The sequence below is a fragment of the Bifidobacterium ramosum genome (assembly GCF_009299505.1).
In the GTDB taxonomy this organism is placed as follows: domain Bacteria; phylum Actinomycetota; class Actinomycetes; order Actinomycetales; family Bifidobacteriaceae; genus Bifidobacterium; species Bifidobacterium ramosum.
In genome coordinates this window covers 1-19,447 of the sequence record NZ_WBSM01000016.1, presented here as the reverse complement: position 1 = coordinate 19,447, position 19,447 = coordinate 1, and the positions used below count along the sequence as shown (strand labels likewise).

The 19,447-nt window shown below is 64.9% G+C and carries 13 protein-coding genes and 4 tRNA genes; 15 read left to right on the top strand and 2 right to left on the bottom strand.

All coding sequences use genetic code 11. From position 1 onward, the window contains the following. The first annotated feature begins 18 nt into the window (after positions 1-18). The 11 genes from DSM100688_RS11170 to DSM100688_RS11120 all read left to right on the top strand — a co-directional run bounded on the left by DSM100688_RS11170 (position 19) and on the right by DSM100688_RS11120 (position 12,732). Positions 19-708: a GNAT family N-acetyltransferase gene (locus tag DSM100688_RS11170; RefSeq protein WP_240811863.1), complete on the top strand. Its 690-nt coding sequence runs from the start codon at positions 19-21 to the stop codon at positions 706-708. Positions 709-1,072: 364 nt separating this feature from the next. Beyond that, a complete protein-coding gene (locus DSM100688_RS11165; protein ID WP_152359169.1) occupies positions 1,073-2,410 on the top strand; it encodes a hypothetical protein in 1,338 nt (445 codons plus the stop codon). Positions 2,411-2,654: 244 nt separating this feature from the next. Further along, on the top strand, positions 2,655-2,948 hold the full coding sequence (gene groES, locus DSM100688_RS11160; protein ID WP_033493871.1) for a co-chaperone GroES: 294 nt from the start codon (positions 2,655-2,657) through the stop codon (positions 2,946-2,948). 290 nt (positions 2,949-3,238) lie between these two features. Next, the gene (locus tag DSM100688_RS11155) at positions 3,239-4,267 is read left to right on the top strand and encodes an AAA family ATPase (protein WP_152359168.1); all 1,029 of its coding nucleotides are present in this window, start codon (positions 3,239-3,241) and stop codon (positions 4,265-4,267) included. A 12-nt stretch (positions 4,268-4,279) separates the two neighbouring features. Continuing rightward, positions 4,280-8,671 carry a transglutaminaseTgpA domain-containing protein gene (locus DSM100688_RS12260; RefSeq protein WP_152359167.1) on the top strand — a complete coding sequence of 1,464 codons (4,392 nt, stop codon included), beginning with the start codon at positions 4,280-4,282 and terminating at the stop codon, positions 8,669-8,671. Positions 8,672-8,775: 104 nt separating this feature from the next. Next, positions 8,776-8,856 (top strand) — tRNA-Tyr (locus tag DSM100688_RS11145). Between the two features lies 1 nt (position 8,857). Further along, positions 8,858-8,929 (top strand) — tRNA-Thr (locus tag DSM100688_RS11140). A gap of 4 nt (positions 8,930-8,933) precedes the next feature. Continuing rightward, positions 8,934-9,007: transfer RNA gene (locus tag DSM100688_RS11135), tRNA-Met, on the top strand. 50 nt (positions 9,008-9,057) lie between these two features. Continuing rightward, positions 9,058-9,228 carry a 50S ribosomal protein L33 gene (gene rpmG, locus DSM100688_RS11130; RefSeq protein WP_152359166.1) on the top strand — a complete coding sequence of 57 codons (171 nt, stop codon included), beginning with the start codon at positions 9,058-9,060 and terminating at the stop codon, positions 9,226-9,228. 373 nt (positions 9,229-9,601) lie between these two features. Then, positions 9,602-10,861 carry a UDP-N-acetylmuramate dehydrogenase gene (locus tag DSM100688_RS11125; RefSeq protein ID WP_239519356.1) on the top strand — a complete coding sequence of 420 codons (1,260 nt, stop codon included), beginning with the start codon at positions 9,602-9,604 and terminating at the stop codon, positions 10,859-10,861. Between the two features lie 368 nt (positions 10,862-11,229). Continuing rightward, positions 11,230-12,732, top strand: a complete 1,503-nt coding sequence (locus DSM100688_RS11120; RefSeq protein WP_152359176.1) for an amino acid permease — start codon at positions 11,230-11,232, stop codon at positions 12,730-12,732. A gap of 102 nt (positions 12,733-12,834) precedes the next feature. On the opposite strand, the gene DSM100688_RS11115 is transcribed toward DSM100688_RS11120, so the two are convergent. Then, positions 12,835-13,257, bottom strand: coding sequence for an HIT family protein (locus DSM100688_RS11115; protein WP_152359164.1), 423 nt, complete (start codon positions 13,255-13,257; stop codon positions 12,835-12,837). A 209-nt stretch (positions 13,258-13,466) separates the two neighbouring features. Here DSM100688_RS11115 and fdxA point away from each other — a divergent pair, with 209 nt between their 5' ends. Then, the gene (fdxA, locus tag DSM100688_RS11110; protein ID WP_151916205.1) at positions 13,467-13,787 is read left to right on the top strand and encodes a ferredoxin; all 321 of its coding nucleotides are present in this window, start codon (positions 13,467-13,469) and stop codon (positions 13,785-13,787) included. A 71-nt stretch (positions 13,788-13,858) separates the two neighbouring features. Continuing rightward, positions 13,859-15,052 (top strand): succinyldiaminopimelate transaminase, encoded by a 1,194-nt coding sequence (gene dapC / locus DSM100688_RS11105; protein ID WP_152359163.1) that lies wholly within the window; start codon positions 13,859-13,861, stop codon positions 15,050-15,052. Between the two features lie 697 nt (positions 15,053-15,749). Here dapC and dinB read toward each other — a convergent pair. After that, positions 15,750-17,162, bottom strand: coding sequence for a DNA polymerase IV (dinB, locus tag DSM100688_RS11100; RefSeq protein ID WP_152359162.1), 1,413 nt, complete (start codon positions 17,160-17,162; stop codon positions 15,750-15,752). A gap of 131 nt (positions 17,163-17,293) precedes the next feature. Between dinB and DSM100688_RS11095 the strand changes: the two genes are divergently transcribed. Next, positions 17,294-18,229, top strand: coding sequence for an EamA family transporter (locus DSM100688_RS11095; RefSeq protein WP_163146842.1), 936 nt, complete (start codon positions 17,294-17,296; stop codon positions 18,227-18,229). Positions 18,230-18,376: 147 nt separating this feature from the next. Next, positions 18,377-18,467: transfer RNA gene (locus DSM100688_RS11090), tRNA-Ser, on the top strand. Positions 18,468-19,447: the final 980 nt, after the last annotated feature.

The following is a 19,447-nucleotide window of genomic DNA, read 5'->3' as shown; positions in this document are numbered from 1 at the left end:
GCGTGGCACAATGGGGCCGTGTCAGTTTTTGCATCGTTGCGTCAGGCGTTCCATCCGGGCGACGCGCCTGCCATCCGCATGCCCGAAACGCTGCCACCAGCCGGTTCCGGTACGCCCGCCGCTGGTCAGTCCACGCCCTCGACCCTGCCCATCCGCCTCCGCCCGCTCACCCTCGACGACGAGGACGAGTGGAACGCCCTGCGCTGGGCCAACCGTGACTGGCTCGCCCCGTGGGATTCCGGCGATCCGACCCACGGCTCGCCCCTGACGTTCGCCTCGTGGATTCACCGCCAGCGTCGCGCCGAAGCGAATGGCACCGGCGCCCTGTTCGCCATCGAGCACCACATGCGCATCGTCGGTCAGATCTCGCTGGGCGCGGTCGTCTACGGGTCCATGCGCACCGGCGTCGTGGGCTACTGGGTCGACCACGGGCACGCCGGCCACGGGTTCGCACCGATGGCCGTCGCCACGCTCGCCGACTGGGCGCTCGCCGATCCGCTCGGCCCGCAGCTGCACCGTCTGGAGATCGCGATCCTGCCGGAGAACCACCGGTCGCGCCGCGTCGTCGAGAAGCTGGGCGCGCATGCCGAGGGCGTTCGGCCGGGGTACATGTACATCAACGGGCAGTGGCGCGACCACGAGACGTACAGCCTGCTGGCGGAGGATGCCGGCGAGGGGTTCGTGTGTCGGCTGATGGCCGCGCGGTAGGTTGTGCGCGCGATCGGACGGGTGGTCATAGGGTGACGCGGACCGTGTGGTGGCTGTGGGCCTCGTAAGCTGCTCCTCCCTTAATGGGCGCTCTCTCCCCTTCTTGACGGACATACAGCCGATTTCACCGGGTAAATCGGCTGTATGTCCGTTAAAGAGGGAAGAGGGAGAGAAGCACTGATGTACGACGGGGTGCCATCCCGCCGGAAAGGGGTGCGCGCCTATGGGGATAGGGTGCATGTCTGCCGGAAACAGGGCGTGTGCCCGCTCCGGAAGGGGGTCCCGGCCGCCGCGTGTCCACGGACGTGCGACACGCCCGGCGCGGATTCCCGATTTGTGCCCGGCCTCTCCTATTCTTAAGTGCATGAGTTACGAGTCACTGAGCACTGTGGTGGTGCTGGTGATCGTCGTGATTGTCATGGCCGGCTGGCTGCCTGTGCGGACGGCAAAGGGCATGAGGAAAGTGGCGGAGCATCGCGAGGACAAGTTCTCGCCGTCGTTGCATCTCATCGGGATGGACGATGGCACGCGGTTCTCGGACGAGCATACGCCGCAGGCGAAAGGGATTATTATGCAGCCAGACCGCACGCGAGATGCGAAATACACGCCGGCTCGTGTGGCGCATGTGCGCCAGTTGCGTCGTGCAGCCATCCGTCGTCGCCGGATACTCGTCGTGTCGTTGCTGGCCGTCACCGTACTGGTGCTGGCATTGGCGTTCGCGCTGAAGTTCAGCCCGTTGTTCGCGTTGATTCCCGCCGCATTGACGGCGGTTGTGCTGGCGTTGGGCGCACGTGCGGCCGCGCAGGCCCGCGAGTGGGAGCGTAAGGTCGCCGCGGCGCGCAAGAGCGGCAAGGTCGTGCGTCGTCCGGCCGCGCAGCGTCCGGCGGGTCAGGTCGCCGCTGACGGCAAGACCGCGACCGGTGGCGTGCAACGTGCGGCTGCGCAGTCCGGGCAGACTGGTGCCGTGCAGTCCGATCGCACTGTCGAGGATCGTCGCGACGATCCGGCGACCGACGTGATGGAGCAGCGCGAGATTCGTCGTGTGCTGCATCAGGCGCAGATCGAACAGGCGCAGGCGTTGGCCGAACGCGACGCCGCGCGTACGGCCGCCGCTGCATCGCAGACTGCGCATGTCGCCGATACCACGTCCGCGACTACGGACGGTACTGCTGACGCGTCCGCTGCATCCGCCGATCAGACCGTCCATACGGATGCCGATCAGGCCGCCGCGTCGGACGACCGTGCCGCCGTGCCGGTCGTGATGACCGTCGTCGATGCCGCACCGATCGCCGATCAACCTGACGAAACCAGCGAACTGGCGCACGTCAAGCCGTCGCGTGCGATGGAGGCGTTCGATGCGGTCTCGCAGGACCTCATCTCCTTCTCCCTCGGCGCGCCGCGCAACGGCGTCGAACCGCAATCCGCCGTCCCGGAGAGTCTGGAGATCAAGTCGATGCGTCAGGTCGCGAAGGCCGTGCCGGTCGCCGAACCGGAAGCCGCCGAACCGACGCCGGACGTCGCCGAGTCCGGCGAATCCGACAAATCCGCGACTGTCGAAGCCGTCGCCGACCATACCGATTCGGTGAACGACACAGCCGCCTTCCACGCCGCCGAAGAGCACGTCGACATCGACGCGCCGGACGCCACGGCTGACTCGCTCGGCACCGGGCTGGAGGCCATTCTGGCCCGCCGGTCCGCCTGAGCCGAGTCGCACCATACCGCCACAATCGAATCCATTCCTTCGAAACGCAGCCCCCGCAAGCGCGCACGTCGCGCCGGCGGGGGCTGTTTCACTCTCAGCGTTAGCACTCGAGTTGGCAGAGTGCTAAAAACCGCGCTACGATGTGTACCAGCGCAAAGGAACGCGCGGGAAAGTGATCGTCAGCCTCTTTCCGGTAAGTTCTGGCGCGGAATTACTGGATTTCTAGACATAGAGGTGACCTACAGTGTCGATCAAGCTCACACCGTTGGAGGACAAGATCATCGTCAAGCAGGCCGAGGCCGAGACGCAGACCGCTTCCGGTCTGTACATCCCGGACAACGCCAAGGAGAAGCCGCAGCAGGGCGAAGTCCTGGCCGTCGGCCCGGGCCGCCGCGACGACAAGGGCGAGCGCATCCCGATGGACGTCAAGGTCGGCGACAAGGTGCTGTACTCCAAGTACGGCGGCACCGAGGTGCACTACGAGGGCGAGGACTACCTGATCGTCTCCGCTCGCGACATCCTCGCCATCCTCGGCTGAGATTCGCGCGCATAGCGCAAGGTTCGTCGATCCCGTCCGGCATTACGCCGGGCGGGATTTTTTCGTATGTGACTGTGCGCGGCGTTCCCGTGCGTGGCAGAAAACGCTCGCGCAGCCGACGCTGCGTGAGCGTTTTCTGCCACGAGAGACGGGGAGTGGCGGTTTTCGCTCGCTGAGAGGCGTCTTAGCGAGCGAAAACCGCCACGCACGAACCGTTTCCCGCTCTCGGCTGAAACCACCAGCCCCGCTGTTATGCTGGGAGACGATAATCGACGTTGATTGGGGGACTCATGCAGGGTGGCACGCGGACCGATACGAACGGTGATCCGGCAACATCCTCGACGAACGCTGACACGCAGACAGTTGACGCGCAGGCCGGGGACACCATTGCCGCACTGGCTGATGCGCTCGCCGGCGTGCTCTCATGCTCGCGCGAGGTCATCGATCTGGCCGTTACCACGTTCGTCGCGGGCGGTCACCTGCTCCTCGAGGATGTCCCCGGCGTCGGCAAGACCACGCTCGCCCGGGCGATGAGCATCGCGATCGGCGGTGAGTCGCGGCGCATCCAGTTCACCCCCGATCTGCTGCCATCCGACCTGACCGGCGTGAGTGTCTACTCGCAGGGAACCGGCCGTTTCGACTTCCATCCCGGCCCGTTGTTCGCGAACGTGATCATCGCCGACGAGGTGAACCGCGCGAACCCGAAGGCCCAGTCGGCCATGCTTGAGGCGATGGGGGAGCGGCAGATCACCGTCGACGGCGCCACCTACGAGCTGCCCGACCCGTATTTCGTCGTCGCCACGCAGAACCCGATCGAACTCGAGGGCACGTATCCGCTGCCCGAAGCCCAGCTCGACCGTTTCATGGCGTGCACGAGCTTCGGCTATCCGAGCGCGGCGGCCGAGGCCGCGATGCTCACCGGGGCGCACGTCTCCCGCCCGTTGGAGGGCTTGTCGCCGGTCTGTTCGCTGGACGACATGCGGCTGATCCGGGCCGCCGCCGAACGCGTGCATCTGGCCGATCCGATTGCCGCGTACATCGTGTCGCTGGTGTCGGCGACGCGTGGGCGCGACAACATCCGGTACGGTGCGTCGCCGCGCGGCAGCCTGCATCTGGCCGCGATGGCGCGGGCGCGCGCACTGGCGGCCGGCCGTACGTTCGTGACGCCCGACGACGTGCAGGCGTTGGCGGTGCCGGTGCTGGCGCATCGACTGGTGCTGGACAACGCCGGATACGGGTTCGCCTCGATGGATCGCGCGCGTCGCGTCGTCGCCGACGTGGTCGACGCCGTGCCCGTGCCGCGCTCCGACCGGTTGTGACGGGAGGCCGCCATGACTCGCAGGAACCGTTCGCATTGGCGCCGCCACGGCGTGGTCCGGCCCAGTGCGGCCGGCATCGCCGCGCTGGTGTGCGACGCCGCGTTCTGGTTCATGGGACTGCTGCTGGATGATCGTGCGCTGATGGCCGCTGCGTTGGCCGTGACCATGATCTGGGGCGTGTCGTTGCTGTTGGCGGTGGCGCAATGGCTGTTGGTCGGACGGTTGGATCGTGCCGTGATCGATGGTCTGCCGGGTGGCCGCGCCGTGGCGTTGCGTCGCGTGCCGCGGCGACCGGCGTGGCGGCGGCTGATGCTGCCCCGCACGGTGGCCGTGCGTCGCCAGTATGAGCGGCTGGATCAGGATGGTCACGTGACCGGTCGCCATATCGGCGTGCTGCCGGCGTCGCGCGGCCTGTATCGGTGTGCCGCCGTGTTCCTGCGCTGGCATGATCCGTTCGGTCTGTTCTCCGCGTCGCGGCTGATGCCGTCCGGCGGCGAGACGGTCGTATTGCCGCCGGCGGATGATGCGTTCGACGCCCGCCGACGTGCCGTCGACCAGCGGTTGCAGGGGCACAGCCAGTCCGCCGATACGGGCGGCGTACGGGAGTATGCGCCGGGTGATCCGCCGAAACTGGTCGCATGGAAGGCCACCGCGCATCGCGGCGAACTCATGACCCGCGAGACCGGCCGCGATATCCGGTCGTCGCTGATCGTCGTGCTCGATGTGCGTTCGTCGCAGGCCGACGGCGCGCGTATGACCGACGCGTTGGTCGATGCGCAGGTGGCGCAGGTGCTGCCGCTGTTGCAATCGTTGTCGTCGGACCGTCGGCTGATCGTGACGGACGGCGTGCGGTTCGCCGATGATCCCGAACGATGCGCGCGGCTGTTGGCGGCGATGTCGCCGATATCCGCTGCATCTCGCGGTGCGAATGGCGCGGATGGCGCATCGCATGCGATGCCGGACGACGGCGCGGATGACGCGCCCGACAATCTGGCCGCACGCGTCGCAATGGCGGCGATGCGCCAGACCGGTGTGGTGACGGTGCGTCTGCTGACGGCCGATCCGCAAGGTCCGCTGGCCGACGCGCTGCGTCAGGCCGTCGGCGGTGATCGCGTGCGCGTGACCGCCGTGAGCGCGGCGGAGCCGGATGGCGATGAAGCCGCCGTAACGACGGTCGCACAGCTGGCGTCATCGCGGAGGCAATCCGTATTGTCCCGCACCTTCACCGCCATCGCGCTGCTCGTATACTTCGGCCTGTCGATCGCTGCGACGACCGGACTGATCGCCGGCACCGGATACTGGCCATGGTTCGCGGCCGCCGTGTTCGCCGTCATCTCGATCGAAGCGAACCTGCCCGTGCGATCACGCCGCCGATACGTCGTGCGCACCGTCGCCGTCATCGTTCTCGTCGCCGGTGTGGCGGCGGCCATCGCCACGATCCGCATCCACGACGTCACCCGCATCTGGCCGTTCGATCTCGCCGCCATCCGTCGCATCAACGCAGCTGCAGCGGCCGACGCGGCATCCGCATCATCCGCCGCCGTCTCGCCGCTTTTCGGCGGTGCAACCGATCCCACCACGGCATCATCCGCCGCGGCCACGCCGTTCAGCCTCATCGGCGACACGGTCACGCTCGGCTTCGACGCACTCGACTCACAGCTGCCGCCCCTCGTCGTCCCGCCGGCCGGCGACCTCGTCCTCGTGCTGTTCGTCGCCGCCATCGCCGTCATCTGCCGTCTCATCCTCATCTCCCGCCGCGTCGCCCCCGTCTTCGCGGCCCTGCCGGTGGCCCTCTTCGCCGCCGACTACGCGCTCGTCGGCCACTCCAGCGACTGGTGGCGCATCGCCCTGCTCGCCGCCGTGTTCCTGCTCAACCTGTGGATGGTCCGCCCTGAACGTTCGCTCGCGCACGTCCCCGTCGCCGTCACGGCCGTCGTCACCGCCGCATCACTCGCCCTCACGCCAGCCGCCATCGACTTCGCCTACACCGTGCCGTTGTCGTTCGGCAACTCGGCCGGTCTGCTGTCCGCCAACACCATCAACCCGATGGTCGACCTCAAACGGTCGCTGGCGAGCGGATCGGACACCATCGTGCTCACGTACGACGCCTACCAGCGCACCTACCTGCGCATGACCACGCTCGACGAGTTCAACGGCGACACATGGAGCTTCGACGAGGCATTGTCCGACGACGCGAACCTCTACGGTTCCGGCATCCAACTCGGCCTCGACTCCAGCAACATCATGCCCGAAGACCAGCGGCGCATCGTTCAGGACCCGCTGTCGATGTACCTGTACCTATACGGCATAGGTCTGGATGGCGACTCATACAACGCCGGCACGGGCGGCTCCGTCCTCATCAACCCCGCCAATGGCGCCTACGCCAGCCGATTCAACACCGTCGCGAACGTCACCATCGAAACGCTGCGCTCGCGATTCCTGCCCATGCCCGGCGTCACGGGCATACTGCGTAACGGACTCGGCAGCGACTGGTTGCACGCCGGATCGACCGTCTACAACCGCACCTCCACCACCGCACAAGGGCAGCAGTACCTAGCCGTCGGCGTCGGACTGCAGCCGATCTCCTCCACGTCCGGCATGAACCAGATCAGCGTCGTCGAATCGATCCGCCGCACCGTCGAGGAATCGGCGCAACGGCGCTACCATTCCTGGAGCGACCGTGCCGCGGCGCGCCGGCAGGCGGCCGACAACGGGCGCGGATCCATCCACGGCGACTGGCTGATCATGCCGGTGCATATCGACGCGCCCACCGGCAGCGTGCTCGACACGACCGGCAACGTCATCGGCACGGCGACATGGGGCAGTGCGGCGGGCGGCGGCGGTTCGGAGGGTGGCGGTTCGGAAGGGGACTGGTCGCGCGGGCCGGGTACCACGCTGTCCGGCATCTCGCTGGGCGACGATCTGCGCAACGACCTGCTCATCGCCGACTACGAACCGGTGGTCACCCTGCGCACCGACGACAACGGCAAAACGGCCATCGCGATCCTCATGTCCGGCTCCGACGACAATGAGGCCGACGACTACCGCAGTGCGGAGGCGCTCGCCGGCAACGCGGACCTGCAACGCAAATTCCAGACGCTCGGCACGCTGCGCGCCGAACTCGGCTACGACAGCATGACCATCGGCACGGCCGGCGGCGGGGCCAGCGAAGCCGCATCGTACCTGCTGGAACAGGTCGACGCGATGAACCGGTACGCCAAACGGCACTATCGCACGCTGCCGGACGATCTGCCGGAGAACGTGCGCGCGCTCGTTCGGCAGGCACAGGCCGACGGCGTCGCCACGGACGGCGACGGCTACGATCATCAGGTCGCGGCGATGCGCTGGCTGGTCGACTACTTCACCGATCCGGCCAACGGATTCGTGTATTCGCTCGACTCGCCCGACGGCGACGGGCGGTCCAACCTCGACGTCATCAGCACGTTCCTCGACGCGAAATCCGGTTACTGCGCGCACTACGCGTCCGCGCTCGCCGTGCTGGGCCGCGCGATGGGCGTACCGACGCGCATGGTGCTCGGCTACAACGCGGGAGCCGGCGGCACGAACGGTGACGGCGAGTTCGAAGTGCGCGCCAAACAGCTGCACGCGTGGGTGGACGCGTACATCGACGGCGTCGGCTGGGTGCCGTTCGACGTGACGCCCGCCACGACCGAGAACGGGAGCGCCGCGTCGGATGACGGCAGTGCAAGCGACGGTGACGACAACACGTCCGGCAACGCGACGGCCGCGCCGAACTCGACCACGACCGACGACACGACCGACGCGAACGCCACGGATCCCAACGCCTCCGACATGCAGGACGACAACGCCGATGGCGCCGATGGTCAGACGGATGCCACGCAATCCGCCGACGCCACGGCGACGGGCGAGACACGGCCATGGTGGAACCGGCTGGATCTGCCTCGGTGGGCGGCGCTGGCGTTGTGGATGCTGGGCGGCGCGGCCGTGCTGGTCGGACTGGCGCTGCTGCCCGCCGGCATACGGTTGCGGCGGCGGCGCGGACGGCTGCGGGTGATCGACATGGGTGGCGACGAGGCTGCGGCTGGCGGTGACGATGCGTGGCTCGCCGCATGGTCGGAGATCTGCGACGCCGCGTGGGATGCCGGCGTGCGCTGGCGGCCGTCCGATACGGAACACGCGATCGCATCGCGCATCGCCGGAGCGCTCGCTTCTCCGGATCGTTCGCTCGCCGTCATCGCCGATCAGGTGACCGCCATCGCCTTCGGCGTGTCGCCGCGGTCCGCCGTGCGGGAAACCGATCTGCGTGAGTCCGTCGACAGGGTGCTGGCCGGGTTGAAGATCGTCCGTGAACGGCTTCCGATCCATGTTCGAGTGAAGTTTCTTCTTCTGCCGGCCTCGCTGTTTCGTCGGTCGAACCGTTGAAACCACTGGCGACACGCCGTAATCGTGCCGGACTTGCGTTCGTCGCCGACTCATGGCATATTATTCGAGTTGCCGATTACGGCCCCGGTCGCTTGAGGCAACATGGCGGATTTCCCAAGCGGTCAAAGGGAACTGACTGTAAATCAGTCGCTTCGGCTTCAGTGGTTCGAATCCACTATCCGCCACGCCCCGATAGCTCAGTGGTAGAGCACTTCCTTGGTAAGGAAGAGGTCGTGAGTCCAATTCTCACTCGGGGCTCTCTGGCGGGATAGCTCAGCTGGCTAGAGCGTACGACTCATAATCGTAAGGTCAAGAGTTCGAGTCTCTTTCTCGCTACAAATATCGGCGACACTGCCGATGGACAACGAACACAAGAGGTGAACCAAATGGCAAGCAAGAGCGCCGAGATCCGTCCGGGCATCACGCTGGCATGCACCGAGTGCAAGGAGCGTAACTATATCACGACCAAGAACCGTCGTAACACGCCGGATCGTCTTGAGCTGAAGAAGTTCTGCCCGCGCTGCGGCAAGCAGACCGTGCACCGCGAGACCCGCTGAGCCGGTTCTACTCATATCTTTACAAACCCGACCTTCCCGGTCGGGTTTTTGCGTTTTCGGGCTTTGCTTCGCTGCGTTTCCTCTTCTGCTACGTGCTCCCTCCCTCCAACGGGCATCAAGCCGATTCAAGGGCTGAAATCGGCTGCATGTCCGTTAGGAGGGGTTAATGAATCAGTGATAATGAATCAGTGATATGGCCGGTCCCTAAGCGCTCAGTCATCACTCTTCAACGGACATACAGCCGATTGCACCGTCTGAATCGGCTGTATGTCCGTTGAGGGGAGTGGCGAGGGAAGGGGAGGGAAGCGAGAAAAAAGGGGAAGCGCGTGATCGCCCGTCGCAAAGCCGCGGCATGAACAGTACGATAGATCGCATGACTTCTTTTGCGGATATCACCACTATCGGCGTGGGCGGCCGGATCGCCCGCTTCATCGAACCCACGTCACGCGTCGGCGTCATCGAAGCCGTCGAAGACGCGGACTCCAAAGGCCTTCCCCTATGCGTGATCGGCGGCGGCTCCAACATGCTCGTCGCCGACGCGCCGTTCAACGGCGTGGTCGTACGCGACGCGCGCCGGCAGATCACCGTGCCCGACGAAGCCGCCCCGGTCGAAAACGGCGAACGCATCGTGCACGTCAACGCCGAAGCCGGCTGCAACTGGGACGACTTCGTAGCCTTCACCGTCGAACTCGGCCTTGAAGGCGTCGAAGGATTGTCCGGCATCCCCGGCACGGTCGGCGCGTCGGTCGTACAGAACATCGGCGCGTACGGCCAGGAAGTCGCCACGACCGTCGAATCCGTCGAGGTCTGGGATCGTCGCGATAAGAAGACGATGGACATTCCGGCCACCGACTTGGGCTTCGGATACCGCATGAGCAAACTCAAGGCGAGTATGTACACGGCTCCCGCCACACCCGCCGCCGAATTCTTCCCGACGCCGCGCTACATTGTCCTGTCGGTCACCTTCGCGTTGCGACACAGTGCGACCGGTACGGTCGGCTACGGTCAGCTGGCGAAGGCGCTCGGCGTCGAGGTCGGCGACCGGATGGCGACGAAGGCGATCCGCGACGCGGTGCTCAAGGTACGCGCCGCCAAGGGCATGCTCGAGGACGCCGGCCGATACGCGAATCCGGCGATGGCCGGCACGAAGCGCGCCGACCAGATCGCGATCGCCGTGGAGGCGCAGCGAAGGGCAAAGCAAGCGGAGTCCTCCGCGACCGGATCTTCCACATCCAGTGATCACCCCGATGCCGAAACCGCGCCGCTTGCGCCTGATTACAACCGCCACAGTTGCGGCAGCTTCTTCATGAACCCGATCCTGACCGCCGCCGCGGCCGCACGGCTTCCCGAGGACGCGCCGCGTTTCAACGCGACGCTGCCCGACGGCACGCCGGGCGTCAAGACCTCAGCCGCCTGGCTCATCGACCATGCCGGCTTCCATAAGGGGTTCAAGGTCTCCCCGGATGCACAGGCCGGCCTGTCCACGTTGCACACGCTCGCTCTGACCAATCGTGGTGACGCGACCGCCGTCGATATCGCGACCCTCGCGCGCACCGTGCAGGACGGCGTCGAAGCGGCCTTCGGCGTCCGGCTCGTCCCCGAACCCGTCGTCGTCGGTCTCGATCTGCGGTGACGGGGAGTTGCAAGAATCCGCTTCGCTGACCGCCTTTTCGCAAACTGAGAGGCAGTTTTTGCGTGATGCAGGGGTCTTCTCGCAAACTGAGAGGCAAGTTGCTCGGCCAGCACCCCCTCGCGAGCGTCCCTGAAGGCCTCTTTCGGGGGTGGATATATCGGTATCAGTGCCTCTCAGTTTGCGGAAAGACCCGTGCAATCGGATGAATCTGCCTCTCAGTTTGCAGAAAGCCGAGCCGCAAGCCCCCAACCCTTCCTGCTGACCGGCCTCTTGCGTGATGTAACACGCTTCGCCTATGCTCGACTGTTGATAATCACACGACCACCGGTCGAAACGCAGCCGACAGAGAAGAGGCGAAGCGCATGTCCATGCACGTATTCCGCACGAAATCAGTCGAGCAGACCATCGCCGAAACCGGCGAGGAAGGCCGCTCGCTCAAACGCAATCTCACATGGTGGGATCTGTCCATCATGGGCGTGGCCGTTGCGGTCGGCGCGGGCATCTTCTCGGTCGGCGCGCAGGCTGCCGCGTTCCACGCCGGCCCGGCCGTCATCATCAGCTTCCTCATTGCCGGCGTCGTGTGCGGCGCAGCCGTTATGTGCTACGCCGAATTCGCGTCCATGATCCCGGTCGCCGGCTCCGCCTACACGTTCACCTACACCACGGTCGGCGAGATCATGGCGTGGGTGATCGGCTGGGACCTCATCCTCGAAATGCTCATGGCCGGCTCGGTCATCAGCAAATACTGGGGCGTGTATCTCAACGACTTCATGCGACTCATGGGCTGGAACGCGAACACGAACCTCACATTCGGTTCGTTCCACATCGATATCGCGCCGATCATCATCGTCGCGTTCTTCACCACGCTGCTCGTGTTCGGCACGAAGATCGGCGCCCGCGTCGACGGCGCGATGACCGTGCTCAAGATCGCCATCGTCTTTTTCGTCGTCATCGTCGGCTTCTTCTACGTCAAGGCGTCCAACTTCACGCCGTTCATCCCGCCGGCCGAACCGGCGTCCGCGGTGTCCGGCTCGACCATCACCAACGAGATGACCCAGCCGCTGTGGCAGTTCCTCACCGGCATGACGCCGAGCGTGTACGGCGTGCCGGGCATCCTGTCGGGCGCGGCGCTCGTGTTCTTCGCGTTCATCGGCTTCGACGTGGTCGCCACCGCGTCGGAGGAGACCGTCAACCCGAAGAGGAACGTGCCGCTCGGCATCGGCGTGGGCATGGCGCTGATCATCGTCATGTACATGCTCGTCGCGATCGTGACTACCGGCATGGTCTCGTACAAGGATCTTGCCGCGCAGGACAGCCCGTCGTTGGCGACCGCGTTCGAGCTGGTGGGCGCGAATTGGGCCGCGAAGATCATCAGCTTCGGTATCGTGCTCGGCTTGGCGACCGTGGTGATGGTGCTGCTGCTGGGCCTGACACGTGTCGTGTTCGCGATGAGCCGCGACGGCCTGCTGCCGCGCGGGCTGTCGAAGACCGGCAAGCATGGCACGCCGGCCGCGTTGCAGATCGTCGTTGGCGTGGTCGTCGCGATGGTCGCTGCGCTGTTTGATATCGGCGTGCTGAGCGACATGGTGAATATCGGTACGTTGTCGGCGTTCACGTTGGTGGCGCTGTCGGTGCCGATCATGCGCAAGAAGCGGCCCGAGCTGCCGCGTTCGTTCAAGATGCCGGGCAATCCGTGGGTTCCGCTGCTGATCGCGCTCGCGAATCTGTGGCTGATGCTGAATCTGTCGGTGCTGACGTGGATTCGTTTCGTGGTGTGGCTGATCGTCGGTTTCTGCGTGTATTTCGGATATAGCTACCGCCACGCGCGGCTTGGTACCGGCGAACTGGATCTCGAGTCGGCGACGATCTGACGATACTGGTGTTCGTATGTGACCGTCCGACCGTACCCTGGCTCCCCTCTCTGAGGGGAGCTGTCAGCGCAGCTGACTGAGGGGAGCGGCGTGGCGAGTCCCTCACAACTGCGCGATGATCTGCTGCGCGAGCTGCGCGTACTCCGATTCGTCCAGCGTGACGCGTCCCGGGTTCATCGCGAACGTGCTGCCCCATTCGAAGTCGTCGTCGCGATACTTCGGCACGAGATGGAAGTGCAGATGATGACCGGTGTCGCCGTACGCGCCGTAGTTGATCTTGTCCGGGTGGAACGCCGCGTGCAGCGCCTTCGCCACGTGGTTCACGTCCGCGAAGAACGCGTTGCGCTCCTCGTCGCTGAGCTCCACGATCTCGCTGACGTGATGCTTCGACGCGACGATCACGCGGCCGCGGTGGCTTTGCTCCTTGAACAGCACGACCTTGCTGGCCGGCAGTTCGGCGATCTTGATGCCGAACTCGTCGAGCAGCGGTCCTTCGTCGCAGTATGAACAGGCTTCGTGACTCATGATGGTCCTTTCGTGACGGTGATGCGCGGATGCGATACCGCGGCCATCATACGGTTCGTGCGGCGGCGAGCAGGGTGATTTGCCGCTTGTTGCAGTGCCGTTGCAGTGCCGTTGCGGTACTGCAACAGTGCGTGCCGGCACGTACGTTGCCGGCCGACCCGTCCCGCCGGCGGACTATCCTTGAATGCAGTAAAAACGAAGGAGAAACCATGCCATACGTTGTCGCTCAGCCTTGCGTGGACGTCAAGGACAAGGCCTGCGTGGACGAGTGTCCGGTCGACTGCATCTATGAGGGCTCCCGCTCGCTGTACATCAACCCGAACGAGTGCGTCGACTGCGGCGCGTGCGAGCCGGTCTGCCCGACCGAGGCGATCTTCTACGAGGACGATCTGCCGGAGGAGTGGGCGTGGTACAAGGATGCCGCGGTGAACTTCTTCGCCGAGGTCGGCGATTTCGGCGGTGCCTCCGCGCATGGTCCGATCGGCAAGGACCCGGAGCAGGTCGCCGCGCTGCCGCCGCAGAACCAGTGAGCGGTTCCGTATTGCGTTCGCTGATGGCCGTCGCCTCGCGCGTCGGCCATTTTTTGTACTAAGGATGTCCCATGGGTTTCCACGAATTCGCCTCGCCGTATGACTGGTCGCGTATCGCCGCCTACAAGCGCACCGCGAAAGCCGCGTTCGGCGGCATGATCGACCTGTCGGTCGGCTCCCCGGTCGATCCGGTGCCCGATCCGGTGCGCAAGGCGCTGGCCGTCGCTGCCGACGATCCGAACGCGTACGGATATCCCGCGACCGTGGGCACCGCCGATCTGCAGTCCGCGATCGCCGAGTGGTTCCGTGACTGCCGCGGCGTCGATCTTGCGGCGACCGGCGCCGCCGCGGTGCCGACGGTCGGGTCGAAGGAGGCGGTCGCACTCATGGCGTCGCTGCTGCACTTCGGCGAGGGCGACGTGGTCGTGCAGCCGACGGTGTCGTATCCGACGTATGAGATCGGCACGCAACTGGCCGGTGCGACCGTGCTCAAGGTCGACGACGTGGCCGACGTGGATTCGTGGCGGCATGTGCCGGGCGTGCGCGCGGTGTGGGTGAACTCGCCGTGCAATCCGACGGGCAAGGTGCTGTCCGCGGCGCGGATGGCCGGCATCGTGGCCGCCGCGCGTGAGATCGGCGCGGTGGTGCTGTCGGACGAATGTTATGCGCTGATGACGTGGGGTGCCGCCGCTGCTGCTGCGGGGGATGGCGTGGCGTCGGTCGCGGGGAAGACGGTTGCCGGTGATCCGTTGGTCGGCATCGTACCGGCGCCGTGCGCGTTGGATGATGCGGTGTGCGGCGGTTCAGCCGACGGTGTGCTCGTACTGTATTCGCTGAGTAAGCAGTCGAACATGGCGGGGTATCGTACCGCGTTCATTGCCGGCGATCCGGCGTTGGTCGGGCCGATGACCGCCTACCGCAAGCAGATCGGTCAGATCATTCCCGGTCCGGTGCAGGCTGCGATGGCCGCCGGACTGCGTGACCATGAGTCGGTGCGGCGTCAGCATGACCGGTATCGTGATCGGCTGGGTACGTTAGTCGGTGCGTTGCGTGCGTATGGGTACGCGACGAACATGCCGGACGGTGCGTTGTATGTGTGGGTCAGGGCGAAGTCCGGTGACTGCTGGCAGGATATGGCTGCGCTGGCGCAGATCGGCATCATCGCGAGCCCCGGCGAGTTCTACGGCGCGCCCGGCTACCTGCGATTCTCCGCCACCGCCACCGATGAGTCCATCGCCGACGCCGCCGAGCGCCTAGCACGTTAGGTGTTTCATGCTCTGAGTGTTTCACTCGCTCTTGGTTTTCCTTTCCCCTCCTCATTGGACTTCCCCTCTAACGGACATACAGCTGCTCAAGAAGGGCTGTCGCTTTGTAACGGACATACAGTCGTTTTTTCGGCCGGATCGGCTGTATGTCCGTTGACAGGACGGCGTATATCGTTTATTCACGTCTCTGCGACATACGCCGCTTTTCTGACGGACATACAGCCGATCCGGCCGAAAAAACGACTGTATGTCCGTCTGGTGCGTAGGAACGTCCATGCGACGGCGAGCGCGGAAAGGCCGATGATGTATGTCCGTCTGACGTGTAGGAACGTTCACGTGACGGTGAGCATGGAAAAGCCGATGATGTATGTCTGTTTGGTGAGTAAGAACGTCCCTTCTCCCTAGCGTACATACGGCCGATTTTATGGGGTGAATCGGCTGTATGTCCGTTAGGAGGGGACTGCTCTATCTATTTTCCTGAGGGTTTTCTTGACATACATACAGCCGATTACGTAAGGTGAATCGGCTGTATGTACGTTTGGCGAGTGAAGGCGTCTCTTCTTCTTTCTCTCCTTCCTTAACGGACATACAGCCGATTTGCCCTGCACAATCGGCTGTATGTCCGTTAGAGGGTGGGGAGAAGGGGGGAGAAGGACGGAGGGAATAAACGGGTGCGGCGGATATTGTCGATTGTGCATCAGAGGCCGAGGGTAGCGGCTTTGGTGCCGTACTTGCGACGGACGGCGTCGAGCGCCTGTTCCGCGCCGCGCAGTCGATCGGCGCGCGTTTCGCGGGGTGTGCCGGTTGCGGTGTGGCCGTGGTCGGTCGATGCCGTCGCGGGAACTTCCACCGCGTGCGTGCCGGTGCGCACGCCAGCTCCCGTGCGCATGTCTGTGCCAACGTCCATGCCTGAGCCGCTACCGCTGACTCCGACCCGTACCCCGGCCTCTTCCATCACATCATCCAGCGTCGGCTGAATCACCGCGCCGGCCGCCTCCACCAATCCGCTCGCACTCATACCGGCCAATCGTATCTCCCGCGGCAGCGGCACTTCGTCGCCCACGTAATCGGGCACGCCGAGCATCGCCCGCAGCAGCGTCACGCATTCGGGATACAACGCGGTCGCCGCGTCCAACGGACGATCCATCGTATGCGCCTTCGTCATATAACTCAGATCGGCGAACCGCAGTTTCACCGTCACCGTGCGTGCCATCAACCCGCGCCGCCGCAACGAACTGGCCACGTCGTCGCACGCCCATCGCAACAGTGCGCGCACCCGCCGCATGTCGCGCGTGTCCTCGTCGAACGTCCGCTCCGCGCCGATCGACTTCTCCGGCGTATACGGCGTCACCGCACGTCCGTCCAATCCCCGCGCCGCCGCGTACAGTCCGCGTGCCATCGTCGCGGAACCGCACGCCCGCGTCAACGCGTCCTCGCTCATCGCCGCCAGATCGGCCACCGACCGCACGCCCCACGCCGTCAGCCGTTTCTCCAGCGACGGCCCGATGCCGGGAATGCCGCGCAACGGCATCATCTGCACGAACTCGGCGTGCCGTGCCACCGGAATCAGCAGCATGCCGTCCGGCTTCGCGTTCGTCGACGCCATCTTCGCCACCAATTTGTTCGCGGCGATCCCCACCGAACAGGTCACGTGATACCGCCGTGCGACCTCGCTCCGCAGCCACGTGCCGATCGCGCTCGGCCGTTCCCACCGCAGCAGTGCGCCGCTCACGTCCATGTAGCACTCGTCCACCGACACCTGCTCGATCCGATCGGTGACCTGCGAAAACACTTCGGTGAAGATCCGCCGCGACATCATGCGGTAATACGTCATGTCCACCGGCAGAAACACGCCGTTCGGGCACAACTGGCGTGCGCGGGCGCTCGGCATCGCCGAATTGATCCCGTACCGCCGTGCCTCGTAACTCGCCGCGGACACCACCGACCGCGGGCCCGTCCCGATGATCACAGGACGGCCCTTGAGCTCGGGGTGCCGGGCCACCTCGAGCGACGCGTAGAACGCGTCCATGTCGATATGCAGCACCGTGCACCCGGTCTCGTCATGCCCCCAATCCCGCTTGGCGGCGGCCAGCCTCGGTGCCGTACTCATGAAGCCAGCATACCGACACGGTAGAACAAATGTTCGACTCGCGTGTCGTGCGGTATGGGTACGCGGTAACCCCGGGTTGCCCACCCTCGCACCGGCCTGTCGCACCACCCGTACCGAGTACGCTGAATCCTGTGAAACACGCCATTCTCGCCACCCTCAACCGCGTCCCCGTCTTCCTGATCGTGATGGGCGAAGCGCTGATCATCTATCTCGCCACCGCCATCGCGAAGGTCGCGTTCACCCAGCTCGATCCGCTGTATGCCGTGTGGTATCGCGTCGGATTCATGGCCGTGATGATGATGGCGTGGCGTCGCCCGTGGCGCGCCGCGAAACGCCGCCAACTGCCGTCCGACGTGCGCGGGTGGGCCGTCGTGGCCGGCTGCGGCGTCGCCGTGGTGCTCATGAACACGATGTTCTACGTGGCCATCAGCAACATGGACATGGGCATCGCCGTGGCGATCGAGTTCATGGGGCCGCTGAGCGTGGCCGTGATCACCGGCCGCAGCTGGCGCGAACGGCTCGGCATCGTGATCGCCGCGTGCGGCGTGGTGCTGCTCGCCGGCGTGTCGCTGGCCGGCGCGGGCGGTGGCCATTTCGCGATCGGCCTGGCGGCGATCCTGCTCGGCGGGTCGATGTGGGGCGTGTATATCGTGCTCGGCCGGCGGATCGCCTCGCGCGGCAACTCGCTTGACAACCTGTGCGTCGGCATCGCGATCGGCTGGCTGCTGCAGACGATCGTGCTCGGGCCGGGCGCGGTCGCGCATGTGATCCATCCGAAGGCCGGCGCCACGTGGGCGGCCGCTCCGGGCGGCGCGTGGAAGCTGCTCGCCGTGCTGTTCCTGATCTCGACGTTCGCGTCGTTCATTCCGTACATGACCGATCAGATCGTGATGCGGCGGACCACGTCCGGCGCGTTTTCGGTGATGCAGTCGATCAATCCGGCCGTCGCGGTGGCGATCGGGCTGGCGTTCGGCGAGATCCCGAGCGTATGGGAGTGCGTGGGCGTGGCATGCGTGATCGCGGCGGTGATCGTGACGTTTTCGGGTGACCAGTCGCCGGCGGACTGACGGTTTGGCGCGCTGGGGCCGGGCCGGCGGCGGGGTGTGATCGGGCCGTCGGCGTGAGTTTTCCGTTTTTCTTCCGGGTGTCGGTGTTTTGTCCGACGGAGGATGGTACAGTTACATGCTGTTGCGTCGCGTATGCGTCACAACAGTGGAGTCATGCCTGAGTGGCCGATAGGGGCACCCTGCTAAGGTGTTAGTCGCTTTTCGCGGCTCGAGGGTTCGAATCCCTCTGACTCCGCCACCAAGGGTTTTCGGGACTTTCCGAAAGCCCTTTTTTCGTTCGTGGGACATTGCGATGCCGATGCGTTGGCCTATGTCCCACCCCTGTGACCTCTATCCCCTCAACGGACATACAGCCGTTTTCGTACCCACAATCGGCTGTATGTCCGTTGTGAAAGGAGCGGGGCGGCGTCGTGTCTGCTGCCATATGCTGCCAGTCGTTGCACGATATTTGCGCGGCATCGCTGTGTATTCGAGCGTTCTGATACAGTCGTGGGCGATGCCGTAACATGCGGCGTCCCCGTTGATATGACGGGCCGATACTGGGTGTAAGCCCGGTATAAGAAAAGGCCCGACGCTGAGAACATCGGGCCTTGTTGTGGCTAGCGGCTCATCACCGCAAACCAAAGGTTGCAGAATGAATCATATCACGATGCACGGCACCCTGACCGTGAACGGGCGCACCGTGATCGTCCACATAGGCGATCACGAGGCGACGGCCACGGTAGACGGCACACCATTCAACGTGTGCAACCGTGACTTATGGGGTACGTAGTGGGGTACCTGCAGTGATCAATAATTGGTAGCTTCGGGTTTCATCGTGGTTTCGCGTTTTCCGGATGCATGGTTGCTTTCTAAAACGGACATACAGCCGATTGGAGGGCGGAATCGGCTGTATGTCCGTTGAGGGGGAGGGGCGTGACGATTGGGGACGTTGCAGGGCGGTTGTGGAGGGGTGCGATGGGTCTGATGGTCGGTGGTTGAGATGGGTGGTTGCGGTTGATGTTTGTTTTCTTGTGACGGACATACAGCCGATTCCGACATCCAATAGGCCCTATGTTGCTTACAATCAACAAACACCCAACCGAAACCACCACTCACTACAACCCCCCCCCATAACCTTCCCCACACACCCACACCGACCCCCCACATCCCCAAACATCACCCACCTCCCCCCCTCTGACCATCCACCCCCCTCCCCCCACCAACCCCCCTCATCAA

What these genes read in the sequence shown, in the direction of transcription:
- fdxA (WP_151916205.1), top strand. Translation starts at nt 13,467, where the DNA reads ATGCCATACGTTGTCGCTCAGCCTTGCGTGGACGTCAAGGACAAGGCC.
- DSM100688_RS11120 (WP_152359176.1), top strand. Translation starts at nt 11,230, where the DNA reads ATGCACGTATTCCGCACGAAATCAGTCGAGCAGACCATCGCCGAAACC.
- DSM100688_RS11125 (WP_239519356.1), top strand. Translation starts at nt 9,602, where the DNA reads ATGACTTCTTTTGCGGATATCACCACTATCGGCGTGGGCGGCCGGATC.
- DSM100688_RS11115 (WP_152359164.1), bottom strand. Translation starts at nt 13,257, where the DNA reads ATGAGTCACGAAGCCTGTTCATACTGCGACGAAGGACCGCTGCTCGAC.
- DSM100688_RS12260 (WP_152359167.1), top strand. Translation starts at nt 4,280, where the DNA reads ATGACTCGCAGGAACCGTTCGCATTGGCGCCGCCACGGCGTGGTCCGG.
- DSM100688_RS11165 (WP_152359169.1), top strand. Translation starts at nt 1,073, where the DNA reads ATGAGTTACGAGTCACTGAGCACTGTGGTGGTGCTGGTGATCGTCGTG.
- dinB (WP_152359162.1), bottom strand. Translation starts at nt 17,162, where the DNA reads ATGAGTACGGCACCGAGGCTGGCCGCCGCCAAGCGGGATTGGGGGCAT.
- DSM100688_RS11155 (WP_152359168.1), top strand. Translation starts at nt 3,239, where the DNA reads ATGCAGGGTGGCACGCGGACCGATACGAACGGTGATCCGGCAACATCC.
- dapC (WP_152359163.1), top strand. Translation starts at nt 13,859, where the DNA reads ATGGGTTTCCACGAATTCGCCTCGCCGTATGACTGGTCGCGTATCGCC.
- rpmG (WP_152359166.1), top strand. Translation starts at nt 9,058, where the DNA reads ATGGCAAGCAAGAGCGCCGAGATCCGTCCGGGCATCACGCTGGCATGC.